Genomic DNA, 12,950 nt, shown 5'->3' on the forward strand with positions numbered 1-12,950 from the left:
GACATACACATTATGACTCGGTTGCAGTATGCTAACTTCGCAAGGAGGCTTCATGTCTAATATCAATACCAAACACTCGGTCAATAGTAGCAACACTCGCGTTCACCCAGAAAAAGCCTATCGACAAAAAACAGCTTGGGTATATCTGCTCAATCTGATTTTTTACTTTATTCCACTTTGGTTTATGCGGGATGATTGGGCTCGGGTCGGTGTCAGCTTGTTACTCATATTTCCCTTCTTATATGGGTACTTTTGGGCTTACAAAAGCTCAGCCGCTCAAGAGAAATATCCTATTGCTTTAATGCTCATCACTGCGAGCATTGCCACCATATTTACCAGCGGCTCCATTTCATTTTTCAGTTTTGCCGGTTTTTTTATTGGTTTTTTCTATTCACTGCGCACCGCCATTATTAGCTTTATTCTTATCAGTACTTGGCTGTGGCTACTTAATTACATCGTGGGCTATGAAGCTTACTATTTTCCGCTATACGGTATGTTAATCACCTTTGTGGTGGGGCTATATGGCGTGGTTGAGCATAACAATGAACGCATCAGGCGCCAACAAAGACAATCAAATGATGAAATCGCTAACTTAGCAACGGCACTGGAGCGTGAACGTATTGCGCGCGATTTACATGACATCATCGGGCACAATTTATCTTCCATTGCACTGAAAGCACAACTCGCCGAAAAACTGGTTGAAGCAGGCGAGCTTGCTGTTGCAAAACAGCATTTACAGGAACTTGCTGATATCGCCAGAAACAGCTTAACTGAAATTCGCCAAACGGTTTCTAATTACAAACATAAAGGCTTACAAGATACGGTCAATCAACTATGCAGTTTATTAAGACAAAAAGAAATTGAAGTACATCTCGAGGGTAAATTACCACCATTAACACCTTTGCAAGAATCTCAACTAGGGCTAATGTTGACAGAATTAGTTAATAATATGCTCAAACATAGCCAAGCCAGTCAATGTGTATGGTGCTTTAACACCTTGGATAAGCAGCTTATTGTTAGCCTAAGTGACAATGCTAACACCAAAGTTATTAAAGAAGGTAATGGCTTAAAAGGCATTAGAGAGCGAGTGAACTTATTGGGCGGCAAGTTTAGTTATCATATTAACGATGGCTACCGTTTTAGCATCAGTTTGCCCCTTGAAGCAGAGCAAGTCAGTGAACCTAAAGTTGACAACGACACGGAACAGCCTTAATGAAGATTTTATTAGCAGAAGATCAAGCCATGGTGCGCGGGGCATTATCTGCCCTACTTACCCTTGCCAAAGATGAACTCGGTGAAGTCGATATCACAGAAGCAGAAGATGGTAACCAAGCCATGGCAATGCTTAAAGAGCAGCATTTTGATTTGCTGCTCAGTGATATTGAAATGCCCGGTCACAGCGGCGTTGAGCTGGCTCAGTGGCTCGCAGCATATCAAGCCGAGGCTGCAACAATGCAACCTAAAACTAAAATCATCATCTTAACCACTTTTGGCCGCGTAGGTTACATCAAAAGAGCACTCAGTTGTGGCGTCGAGGGATTTTTGCTAAAAGATGCGCCATCTGAAAGTCTAGTCAACGCTATTAAACAGGTGATGGCAGGTAAAAAAATTATCGATCCAGAGCTGGCGATCAGCGCCATTGGTGATATTGACCCACTCAATGATAAAGAAAGAAAAGCGCTACGATTAGCCAGTGATGGCTTATCAACCAGTGATATCGCCGCCCAGTTATTTATCGCCGAAGGTACTGTGCGGAATTACCTTTCTGAAGCGATCTCCAAGCTCAATGCCACCAATCGCATAGATGCGGCGCGAATAGCTAAACAAAAAGGCTGGTTATAGAGGCAGTTAAGCCTGATATCTGGATTAATATTGCCTTGTATTAAAACTCTGCTAAGATAAGCCATAACATCTGTATATATTTACAGTACTATCATTGCTAACAAGCATCAGGGCGATAAAGTTGACTGTATAACTCTTTGGATAACTGTCAAAGTTAACCCCAAAGTGAATGACTCACTTTAATCAGCGAGCTTTACAATATCAACAAAGTCTAAGTGATGAAGTCTGTGGTCAACTCAATAGATAAAGGCATGCTAGATTTGCAACCATTGGATCAGGTACCGATTACCGACTTAAAAGGCGTCGCTAAAAAAGCCGCTGAAAAGCTGGCAAAGCTTGGCATTAAGACAGTGCAAGATGTACTGTTTCATTTGCCGCTGCGCTATGAAGACCGCACCCAAATCTATCCCATCAATGCTCTTTATCCCGCGATGTACGCCACAGTTGAAGCTGAAATCATCTCAACCCAAATTGTGCCGGGTCGCAGACGTATGCTGACCTGCAATATTGCCGACGAAAGTGGTTACCTCACATTGCGGTTTTTTAACTTCTCGGTTGCCCAGCGAAATGGCATGCAAAACGGCGCGATAATTCGGGCCTATGGTGAAATCAAGCGCGGCAACCGCCATTTTGAGATAATCCACCCAGAATACAAAATCATTAAAGCTGGCGAAAACCCAGCCCTGAGTGATTCACTGACCCCTATTTATCCTTCGACTGAAGGATTAAAACAAGCCAGTTGGATTAAGCTCACCGAGCAGGCACTAACTATGCTCAATCAAGGTGGCTTAACAGAGTTACTACCACCAGCCCTGCAACCCAACAATATGAGCATTGGTCAGGCATTATCCTTAATCCATCGACCGCCCAATAACATCGCCCAAGCCGATTTAGAGCAAGGCATGCACCCCGCTCAGCAGCGCTTAGTCCAAGAAGAGTTACTGGCCCATAACTTAAGTATGCTGCAATTACGTCAGCGCAATAACCTTGATAAAGCGGTGACTTTACCCGCCACCGGCCAGCTATTAAATCCATTTTTAAAAGCCTTACCTTTTAAGCCAACAGGGGCCCAGCAACGAGTCGTAGCTGATATCGGTATTGATATTGAAAAGCCCACACCTATGATGCGCTTAGTGCAAGGGGATGTGGGCTCGGGTAAAACCTTAGTGGCCGCCTTAGCAGCCCTGCAAGCCATTGAAAATGGTTATCAGGTGGCGATGATGGCACCGACGGAATTATTAGCAGAGCAACACGCAGTCAACTTTGCCGCCTGGTTTGAACCATTAGGGCTAAAAGTGGGCTGGTTAGCAGGCAAGTTAAAAGGCAAAGCCAGAACACAATCATTGGCTGATATCGCCGATGGCAGCGCCAACATGGTAATTGGCACCCATGCTATTTTCCAAGAGCAGGTCAGTTTTAATAAGCTCGCGTTAATCATTATTGATGAACAACACCGTTTTGGGGTCCATCAACGCTTAGGATTACGCGAAAAAGGCGTCAGCCAAGGCTTTCATCCGCATCAATTAATAATGACAGCTACGCCAATTCCGCGCACGTTAGCGATGACGGCTTATGCTGATTTAGAAACCTCTATCATTGATGAGTTACCGCCAGGAAGAACCCCTGTTACCACGGTTGCCATTAGCGATAATCGCCGCGAACAAATCATCGAGCGGGTAAAACAAGCCGCGCTAAATGATAATCGGCAGATTTATTGGGTTTGTACTCTCATTGAAGAATCTGAAGTTCTTGAGTGCCAAGCCGCTGAAGATACCGCTGCAGAATTAAGCCAATTACTACCCGAATTAAAGGTTGGCTTAGTGCACGGACGTATGAAAAGTGCAGAAAAACAGCAAATAATGGCCCAATTTAAGGCGGGTGAACTACATTTATTAGTGGCAACAACGGTTATTGAAGTGGGAGTCGATGTGCCTAATGCCAGTTTAATGATTATTGAAAACCCTGAGCGGTTAGGCTTGGCGCAATTGCATCAGTTACGTGGCCGAGTAGGCCGAGGCTCTATTGCCAGCCACTGCGTGTTATTGTACAAAGCACCGTTATCACAAACTGCCACCAAACGTTTAGGAGTACTAAGGGCCAGTAACGATGGCTTTGTTATTGCCCAAAAAGACTTAGAAATAAGAGGCCCAGGTGAAGTACTCGGTACCCGCCAAACCGGCTTGGCAGAAATGAAAATCGCTGATTTAGTCAGGGATCAATATCTGATTGAAAACACACAAAAATTAGCGGCCCATGTTATGCAACAAGTGCCACAAAATGTAGACAGCATTGTTCAACGTTGGTTAGGGGATCGCCAGCAATACGTACAAGCATAAATTATTGTTAACCTTGGCTATTATTACTAGACAAGTGTTGAGATTATTGCAGAATGAAAATAAGGTTTAAGCCTTATATGCCACCAAATGAAAATGTAACAAATTCAATGATATTGGTTCCCTTTCGACGTTTAAAGCTAAGGAATAGACATGCAAGTCAATCAAAATGATAGAGCCACACCGCACTCAAGTCGCGCCAGTGGTAGTAACGCGGGTGTGATTGGTATCACCATTGCGGTTTTACTGGCTGGTGCAGGCTATTTCTACTTCTCGGCCGATAAAGCGCCTGAAGTCGAAGCGCCAATACCTGTGCAACTACCAGAGCCTGTGCCTGAACAACCTATTGAGCAAGAACCTATTGAAGAAGAGATAGTGGAAGTTATTGAACCCACTATTATTGAAGCTCCAGAGCCTGAAGTAGTAGAGCCCTTACCTACACTGATTGAAAGTGATGACTTTGTCGCCCAGAAAACGGTTGAGATGGCTGATGGGATGAAAATCGAGCCACTACTTGTTAAAAAAGACATTGCCCGCCAGTTTGTGGTATTTGTCGATAATATGGCCCAAGGTGAAGTGATCCGTAAAGCCAGCCCACTGAAAGGCCCTAAAGATAAATTCACCGTCAGTGAAATCACTAACAAAACCTATTTAAACCCTGACAGTTACCATCGTTATGACCTGTACGCCAACATGGTGTCAGATATGAATGACGAGCAGTTAATCAACACTTATAAAGAACTCATGCCAATATTTGACGAAGCTTTTGCAGAGCTAGGTTATAGCGATATGTCATTTGACGAGCGCATGCAGCAAGCCTTTGAGATGATCTTATCAGCGCCGATTATTGAAGACCCGATTGAATTAAGTTCTATCAGTGTCAATTATCAGTTTGTCGACCCTAAACTAGAAGCACTGCCAAATGTGCAAAAATTTATGGTACGTATGGGACCTGAAAATAGCCGTAAAATTAAAACGGCAATTAGAAAACTGCAGCAGCAAATGGCCAACTGATAGAACCGTTATCATTGGGGTTATGATTTGCAATGGCAGGTTCCAATATGCGCAATCTAAATCAATGGCATAAAAAATAGCGACATGAGTGTCGCTATTTTTTTAGATAAAGTATTCAATGCTAATTCAGCTTCACGGCACTGTCTACCCGAATTGATTAGTTAACCCATTAACAATTCAGCATTAACTGCAATAAATTAAATTAGTTAGACTTAATCGCGACTACAACAGATAGTGACATATTAATACTTAAATCATCTTCTGATCTAACACCACAGTATCTTGAGCAAAGCTTAAATCAAGTTAACTTAGCAATGCTAAAATACAGCCCAGTAAAGCTGGCACAAAGCGTACCTTTACAATGAAGTTGTACCTCAAGTTTCACTTTTACCTTACCCCCATTAGCAAGGCTTGCTAATGGAACATCTGGCCAAATAACACTAGCAGTGGGGGCTTCAGTAATGGGCGCGCTATAGCGGATGTGTGCATCTGCTAATACGATATCACCACTAAAACCTTGCAACTTTTGCTGTAACCACATCATCCCCCAGCCCGTTAGGGTAGCCAGGGTATAAATACTGCCAGCAAACATGGTTTGATGCAGGTTAATATTGGGCTCGAGCGGCGCGGTAACTGTGAGTGTTTGCTGCTGAAAACTCAGCGGCTGCACTTGCATAAACTCACTCAAAGGAATGGTTTGATACCAAGTGTTTTGCAGTTCAATAAGTTGCTCTTTAGCCGCCATAATGTGCTCCTTTAAACCTGTAAATTAAAGGTCACAGGACCATCATTAACTAACTCTACCTTCATGTTTGCGCCGAAAGAGCCTGTAGCAGTTGTCACCCCTTGTTCACGACAAAAAGCCACGAAAGCTTCATATAGCTCATTGGCTTGATCTGGAGTCGCAGCGCTGGAGAAGCTTGGACGCAGCCCTCGGCCAGTATCAGCGGCTAAGGTAAACTGTGACACTACCAGTAACTCACCACCAGCTTGTTGCAGATTTAAATTCATCTTGCCGTTTTCATCACTAAACACACGATAGCCGATGACTTTTTTGGCCAGCTTTTGCATTTTCTCAATGTCATCGTCACGTTCCACCCCAAGCAGCACTAATAAACCTTTATTGATACTACCGGTGACTTCTTGCCCTAGCTCAGAGTCGATGGTGACACTGGCACGTGTCACCCTTTGGATTAAGCCAATCAATGTTACTTCCTAATACTTACGTGAAGAATTGTGCGATTACTTGCGGATTTACCTACACCAACAATAACCTTAGCCAGCGATATCTTGTTTCATCACTGGGATCGGTTTAATTAAATGCTCAGATCCTTTGGGTAATGATTTACCCACTTGATTAAGGCCTTCATCAGTCCACAACATAAAGCGGCGTAATTCTTCCAGTTCAATGGAATCAACAAATGTCGCAGCGCCTTGTACTTGGATCACCGCCCCATTGTCGCGAATGACGAACTTAGCAAAATTAAGCTTTTGGTTTAGTGAGCCAATTAACAACAATAGCTCTTTACTGCCATGTAATTGCGGATGCACCGCAAACAATCGATTGGTAAGAATACGATCGACCCCTTGCTCACTCATGCTAGGCTGCAGCACAAACTGAGTTTCCCCAAATTGCACCGCCACACTATTAGGGCTGAGTTTAGTGGCTAAGTAACTGGCGTTTAGCAACGTTTTATATAATTCTTCAGCGGCTTGCTCATCGCTCATATTAGCCATGTTGATCATCTTAGGAGCAGCAGAAACTACAGTATCTTCTGTGGTATTTTCGGTGGCGGCGCAAGCAGATAACCCTATTACGCATGCTGCAAGTATCAATTTTTTCATTTTCGTTCCTTGTTAAGTTATCTTTGCTAGCGATAAAGTATCGCAAGTTAACACTCATGTCAGGCTCAAGTGCTAAGCCCAGTCGGTGTATTTATAATGCTTGTGTTACTTCTCATTATCTTCTGAAGTAGAAAAAATCCCGGTATCGAGGTACTCAGGCATCGCGGCCGTTATTTCTGCGCCTAATAAAACAATTATCCACGACACATAAATCCACACAAACAAAATCGGGATGGTGGCTAGCGCGCCATAAATGGCTTCATAACTGGGAAACTGCGTCACATAAAAGGCAAAACCTTTTTTACCCGCTTCAAATAGCATCGCCGCTACCACAGCACCTAATAAGGCATGTAAAAAATGCACTTTTTTATTGGGCACCACCATATACAACAGTAAAATCGAGGCCACAGAAAACAACATCGGCAAACGCTCAACCAGCCAAGTCATTAAGCCTGATATTTCGCTATTATCAAATACCGTTAATGACACCACATAAGAGGTTGCCACTAAGCTGGCACCAATCAATACTGGCCCTAATGTCAGTACCATCCAATACATAGAAAAAGACACCATATAAGAGCGGCTTTCAGTGGTACGCCAAATATTATTCAGCGCTTTATCGATAGCAGAAATCAGCAACAAGGCCACCACCACTAACGCAATCACCCCGACAAAGGTGCCCTTTGAGGCATTTTCAACAAATTCATTGATATAAACCTGTACGGTATCGCCAGCGGCAGGCAAAAAGTTGTCGTAAATAAAGCTCTCAATTTTACCGCGAATACCTTTAAATACTGGAAACGCCGACAACATCGACATGGTCACCGCCACCATTGGCACTAGTGATAATAGTGTCACATAGGCTAAGTGACCGGCTTTGACATTGATTTGATCTTCTACCAAGCGCTGCTTAAGGTGAAGTATAAATTGCCAAATGCTAATAAAAACTCGTTGGATATAGGCTACATCTATCTTATTTGTCACAATATTCTCTTGATTATTTTATTTTCAATTCTGCGTTTTAATTCGTACAATGTTATAACACGATAGTTACACTCCAAGGGAGCGATTTAATGTCTCAACAAGGTTCTGCTGGTAATGTGATTGCCGCCATCGCCAGTTTCTTTTTCCCAGGTTTAGGTCAACTGGTTCAAGGTCGTATTATAGCTGCAATTCTATTTTTCTGTCTTACAGCAGTATGTTACTTCTTCTGGGTATTAATCATCCCAGCCATTATTGGTGCCATACTTCACCTTTGGAGCATTATTGATGCTGCCACATTTACCGCCGACTAATTCGATAATACGATAAGAGAGTAAACAATGAAGAAATGGATATCCTTGGCATTACTGAGTAGCAGCTTACTACTTAGCGGTTGTCAAAGCGCTTATTATGGCGCCATGGAAAAGGTCGGCTACCACAAGCGTGACATCATGGTTGATCGCGTCCAGGAAGCAAAAGAGTCCCAAGAAGAAGCCCAAGAGCAATTTAGTTCTGCGTTAGAAGAAATGCAGGCGTTACTTGCCTTTGATGGTGGCGATCTTGAAGATGCTTATAACAAAGCTAAAGATGAATATGATTCAGCGCAGTCAGCCGCTGATGAAGTGGGCGATCGCATCGATAAAGTTGAAGATGTAGCTGAAGCTCTATTTGAAGAGTGGCAAGCTGAAATTCAAGAAATCAGCAAAGCGAGCCTACGCCGTAATAGCACCTCTAAATTGAATGAAACCCAGCGCTCTTACGATTCATTGGTCAAAGGCATGCGCCGCGCCGAAGCAAAAATGCCTCCGATCCTGACGGCTATGAAAGACAATATGTTGTATTTAAAGCATAACCTTAATGCGCAGGCCATTGGCGCCATTAAAGGTGAGTTTGAAAGCCTGCAATCAGATATTACTAGCTTGATCAGCGAAATGAACAAATCGATTGCTGAATCGAATAAGTTTATTGAAGCCATGGAAAAGGGTTAACATCTTAAAAATAAAGTGAGCAGCTTTTAAGTCCTGACTTAAAAGCTGCTTTTCTGAGACTGTAACTAATTTTGTGTAACTGCTTATCAACACGTACTCTATAGAGAGTCAAGGATAGGCAGATACTCATGAACAAAAAAGATATTGAAGCTTTTGCTAAAGAAGCTGCTAAAAGCATTAAAACACCAGAAGACTTAAACCAATTCAGTCAGATGCTCAAAAAGATAACGGTCGAAGCCGCTCTTAATGCCGAAATGGATGACCACCTGGGCTATGAGAAACACCATAAATCGACTTCTGCTAATAGCCGTAACGGTAAAACCAGCAAGCGCATTCAAACTGAAGATGGTCAATTTGAGCTTGATACGCCGCGAGACCGTGAAGGCAGTTTCGAACCTCAGTTAGTTAAAAAACACCAGTCCAGATTTACCTCTATGGACGATAAAATATTGTGGCTCTACGCTCAAGGCATGAGTACTCGTGATATCGTTCAAGCCTTTGATGAATGGTACGGCGCAGAGATATCACCCACGTTAGTTTCTCGCGTTACCAACGCCGTTCTAGAGCAAGTTATTGAATGGCAAAGTCGACCTTTAGATGCCATTTACCCAATCGTTTACCTTGATTGTATCGTCGTAAAAATCCGTCAGGATAAGCGCGTTATTAACAAATCTATTTTCTTAGCGTTAGGCATTAACCTTGAAGGTCACAAAGAGCTAATGGGGCTTTGGATAGCTGAAAATGAAGGGGCTAAATTTTGGTTAGGTGTCCTCACTGAACTACAGCAACGAGGCGTTGAGGATATTCTCATCGCTTGTGTTGATGGCTTAAAAGGCTTCCCTGATGCTATCAATACCGTTTATCCAGATACTCATGTACAGCTCTGTATCGTACATATGGTCAGAAATTCATTAAAGTACGTATCGTGGAAAGACTACAAGGCAGTCACTGCGGACCTTAAAAGCATCTACCAATCAACAACGGAGGAGGAAGCTTTACTTGAATTAGACCGTTTCAGCGATACCTGGGATGAGCAATACCCCCAAATCAGCAAGTCATGGCATAATCATTGGCACAACTTAAATACGTTTTTCAATTATCCTCAGGATATTCGTAAGGCCATTTACACAACCAATGCTATAGAGTCGTTAAATAGCGTGATTAGACGAGCGTTGAAAAAACGTAAGGTATTTCCTAATGATGACTCGGCCAAGAAAATGATTTACCTTGCGATAAAAGAAGCCAGTAAAAAATGGACCATGCCCATCCGAAACTGGCGTACTGCGATGAGCCGATTTATTATTGAGTTCGAAGACAGAATTGTGAAGCATATTAACTAAATTGCAGTTACACAGAATCTGTTACACCCTCGCTTTTCTCTTTAGTTGCCAATTTATCCAGTTCAGAACAAGTCTTAACGCCATCTCGGCAAGCAATCAATGTCACCTCAATATGTGTAAGCATCTGCTTTTGATCAAGTATAAAACCCTGCGAGGCAGCCAAGTGTGATAATACTTGATAAGCCTCAGTCTCTACTGAGCCAAACTGGAATGTATCGCCATTACTGAGTGATGCAATTGCAGTCATTGATAACTGATTATTGTTACTATCTTTTAGCTTTCGAGCTGAAAAATGTAACCTTTGCTCATCATCAAAGCCGCTAACGAGTGACGTTAACGTCGATTTATCGGCAAATTCAAATGTTATTTCAGGGGATAAATTAGCAATGGGGGTATTATATTCAACCCCTTGGATATAGGCTTCAAACCACATCTTTTTGAACTGGTAATAAGTTATCTTACGCTTCCAATCTGCATTAATTTGCACTATTCGGTCTTTATCATTAACTAATGACCATGCTGTTGCGGCAATGTCTGGAGCAACCTTTATTTGTAGCGGCTCAAAAAAGCCCTGCTGATATAAATACTCTGCATAAGTAATAAACTGTTCACGCTCGAGATTTTGTGGCGCTAAGGGAATAATGGTAGAGCGGTCTTCAAACTGGCAAATGCCTTGGGTGGCAGAGCGATTATAGTCACTACACACTTCAACCATTAATTTAATTACTTCAAATTTACGTAGCTCAAATTGGCTAAAGTTAACCACATTCATAAACGCGTGCTGGCGATTGGCTAACGCTGATAATGCTGCAGCTTGATATTTTTTATCTGAATTACAGTCATTACATTGAAGGTTTATGCTGCCAACTTTATTATTCGCAAAGACATTAGCAGTGACCAACATCAGCATTATTAACAGTACTAATTGGCTTAAAAATCCATTTCTCAAACTATTCCATCCCTATATAAAATTATACGTAACAAGCTAATAATAATCTAAAAGTAGCAATCGCGCCTGATGGCGCTGCAGTGAAATCAATACCCTAGCGATTAATACAGGTCAATGTAGTCATTTTTAGGCACAGCGAAAATCAGCGTATGATTATAATAAGCAATCAGATTGCCGCATGGGTTCTAATTTTGTTCAACGTTAAGGGGGAGTATCCCCAATTAAAGCTCCGACTTACATCCCCCTTAAACTCAGTTCAGTTAATTAAATTTATATAATGCCTACCATTAATCCGTTGAATAATTTGAGTGGCCGTTAAATCATGTACCACATTGATGACAGTCGATGCTGCATCGGTAATGGCGCCTAATACCACCAAAATAGGGATCACTTCGACGGGTAAGCCTAAGGTTGTCACAATAAAGATTTCCCCTAAAAATGCCCCGCCAGGCACGCCGCCAATGACAAATGCTGACAGCACCGAAATCAAAATGGTTAACATAAACACATCCGCGCTAAAGTCGAGCCCAAGTAATGAATAGATAAATACGATTTTAAGCGCGGTTATCATCGCTGCGCCGCCTTTATTTAAATTCACCAATAGCGGCAAGCTGATTTCAGCTATTTGCTCATTTAAACCCATTTTACTTGCTGTGCGAATATTAACTGGCAAGGTGGCCAAAGAGGAACTAGTACCTAGGGCGGTTACTGCAGGAGCTAACATATGCTGCCAAAAATTATTTACTCCTTTCCCTCCACCTCCAATCCATGCATATAGCGTTGAGCCTAAAGTTAAATACAAAAAGGTTGCCACTAAAAATAGCGCAATAGCTCGGGCAAATGTGCCCATTAACTCAGCATCTTGACTGGCCATAGTTGCGGCAAAATAAGCCCCTAAGCCAATTGGTGCTAAGTACATTAAGATGGCTATGATTTTCATGATCACGGTATTAAAGCTATCCAATAATGCCGAAACTTTGAGGCCGTCTTCACCTGATTGACCAATCGCTATTCCGGTGATCAGCGACATAATGATCAGCGCTAAAATATTCGATTTAGACATTAAGCCCACAAAATCATTGGTGGTTAATAAGCTCACAAAATCCATACTGCCAGTGGTTTCAACGGTATCGGCTAAATCAAGTGTCACTCCTTGGGCAGGGTCAAATGCTAGCGCCAACAAGGTAATGCCTACAGCGGGGATCATCGCCATGACAATGGACACGCCCATGATGGTGGCAAGTATGGAGCCAAGCTTTTTTAAATCGGTCATTTTGGCAATGGATGACATCACGCTAACGGCCACCAAAGGCACAATAATCATAAACAACAAGTTGAGAAATATTTGCCCTATGGGTTTAAGTTTAATGGCAAACTCAGGGGCAACTAAGCCCAACATGCCGCCCAGCATCAGGGCTGTGAGTAAAATAATCGATGAGCGATACGCGCGAAGGGCATTCCACATGGTGAGGTTCCAATAATTAAGATCTAGTGAGCATATGCTGATTTTTAATCATAGCCGAAAAGCCGTTACTATGAAGGCTGGGCTTACTGCAGCGCATTGATGACGAGTAACTTATCTGCAGTAAACTTGACTCTGAACTAATGCGCCCAAGCAAAGCCCGCGACTGCGGGCTTTGGCTAAATTGCGATAAAC

13 protein-coding genes are annotated in these 12,950 nt (G+C 42.6%); 7 read left to right on the forward strand and 6 right to left on the reverse strand.

The window, feature by feature from the left end; translation table 11 throughout:
* Positions 1–52: 52 nt before the first annotated feature.
* The 4 genes from BCU57_RS19395 (at position 53) to BCU57_RS19410 (ending at position 5,189) form a co-directional block, all read left to right on the forward strand.
* Positions 53–1,213 carry a histidine kinase gene (locus tag BCU57_RS19395; RefSeq protein ID WP_102439858.1) on the forward strand — a complete coding sequence of 387 codons (1,161 nt, stop codon included), beginning with the start codon at positions 53–55 and terminating at the stop codon, positions 1,211–1,213.
* Positions 1,213–1,842, forward strand: a complete 630-nt coding sequence (locus tag BCU57_RS19400; protein WP_102439859.1) for a DNA-binding response regulator — start codon at positions 1,213–1,215, stop codon at positions 1,840–1,842. Before BCU57_RS19395 ends, BCU57_RS19400 begins: the two co-directional genes overlap by 1 nt.
* 251 nt (positions 1,843–2,093) lie before the next feature.
* The gene (gene recG / locus BCU57_RS19405; protein ID WP_372004572.1) at positions 2,094–4,178 is read left to right on the forward strand and encodes an ATP-dependent DNA helicase RecG; all 2,085 of its coding nucleotides are present in this window, start codon (positions 2,094–2,096) and stop codon (positions 4,176–4,178) included.
* 150 nt (positions 4,179–4,328) lie between these two features.
* Positions 4,329–5,189 (forward strand): DUF3014 domain-containing protein, encoded by an 861-nt coding sequence (locus tag BCU57_RS19410; protein ID WP_102439860.1) that lies wholly within the window; start codon positions 4,329–4,331, stop codon positions 5,187–5,189.
* A 298-nt stretch (positions 5,190–5,487) separates the two neighbouring features.
* Here BCU57_RS19410 and BCU57_RS19415 read toward each other — a convergent pair whose 3' ends face one another.
* The 4 genes from BCU57_RS19415 to BCU57_RS19430 all read right to left on the reverse strand — a co-directional run bounded on the left by BCU57_RS19415 (position 5,488) and on the right by BCU57_RS19430 (position 8,018).
* Positions 5,488–5,934 carry a thioesterase domain-containing protein gene (locus tag BCU57_RS19415; RefSeq protein WP_102439861.1) on the reverse strand — a complete coding sequence of 149 codons (447 nt, stop codon included), beginning with the start codon at positions 5,932–5,934 and terminating at the stop codon, positions 5,488–5,490.
* A gap of 11 nt (positions 5,935–5,945) precedes the next feature.
* Positions 5,946–6,395: a D-aminoacyl-tRNA deacylase gene (gene dtd / locus BCU57_RS19420; protein WP_102439862.1), complete on the reverse strand. Its 450-nt coding sequence runs from the start codon at positions 6,393–6,395 to the stop codon at positions 5,946–5,948.
* Positions 6,396–6,464: 69 nt separating this feature from the next.
* Complete coding sequence (locus tag BCU57_RS19425; protein ID WP_102439863.1) at positions 6,465–7,034, reverse strand: hypothetical protein; 570 nt, start codon at positions 7,032–7,034, stop codon at positions 6,465–6,467.
* Between the two features lie 105 nt (positions 7,035–7,139).
* Positions 7,140–8,018 carry a virulence factor BrkB family protein gene (locus tag BCU57_RS19430; protein ID WP_102439864.1) on the reverse strand — a complete coding sequence of 293 codons (879 nt, stop codon included), beginning with the start codon at positions 8,016–8,018 and terminating at the stop codon, positions 7,140–7,142.
* Between the two features lie 89 nt (positions 8,019–8,107).
* On the opposite strand from BCU57_RS19430, the gene BCU57_RS19435 reads away from it, so the two are divergent.
* The 3 genes from BCU57_RS19435 to BCU57_RS19445 all read left to right on the forward strand — a co-directional run bounded on the left by BCU57_RS19435 (position 8,108) and on the right by BCU57_RS19445 (position 10,344).
* Positions 8,108–8,329, forward strand: coding sequence for a hypothetical protein (locus BCU57_RS19435; RefSeq protein WP_076538103.1), 222 nt, complete (start codon positions 8,108–8,110; stop codon positions 8,327–8,329).
* A gap of 27 nt (positions 8,330–8,356) precedes the next feature.
* The gene (locus BCU57_RS19440) at positions 8,357–9,004 is read left to right on the forward strand and encodes a DUF2959 domain-containing protein (RefSeq protein ID WP_102439865.1); all 648 of its coding nucleotides are present in this window, start codon (positions 8,357–8,359) and stop codon (positions 9,002–9,004) included.
* Positions 9,005–9,132: 128 nt separating this feature from the next.
* Positions 9,133–10,344, forward strand: a complete 1,212-nt coding sequence (locus BCU57_RS19445) for an IS256 family transposase (RefSeq protein WP_102440683.1) — start codon at positions 9,133–9,135, stop codon at positions 10,342–10,344.
* Positions 10,345–10,351: 7 nt separating this feature from the next.
* Here the strand turns inward: BCU57_RS19445 and BCU57_RS19450 are convergent, their stop codons facing one another.
* Together BCU57_RS19450 and BCU57_RS19455 are read right to left on the reverse strand one after the other, a co-directional pair.
* On the reverse strand, positions 10,352–11,293 hold the full coding sequence (locus tag BCU57_RS19450) for a hypothetical protein (RefSeq protein WP_413211474.1): 942 nt from the start codon (positions 11,291–11,293) through the stop codon (positions 10,352–10,354).
* Positions 11,294–11,549: 256 nt separating this feature from the next.
* Positions 11,550–12,758: a dicarboxylate/amino acid:cation symporter gene (locus tag BCU57_RS19455; RefSeq protein WP_102440178.1), complete on the reverse strand. Its 1,209-nt coding sequence runs from the start codon at positions 12,756–12,758 to the stop codon at positions 11,550–11,552.
* Positions 12,759–12,950: the final 192 nt, after the last annotated feature.

It is taken from the genome of Shewanella sp. 10N.286.48.B5 (assembly GCF_002874355.2).
Lineage (GTDB): Bacteria > Pseudomonadota > Gammaproteobacteria > Enterobacterales > Shewanellaceae > Shewanella.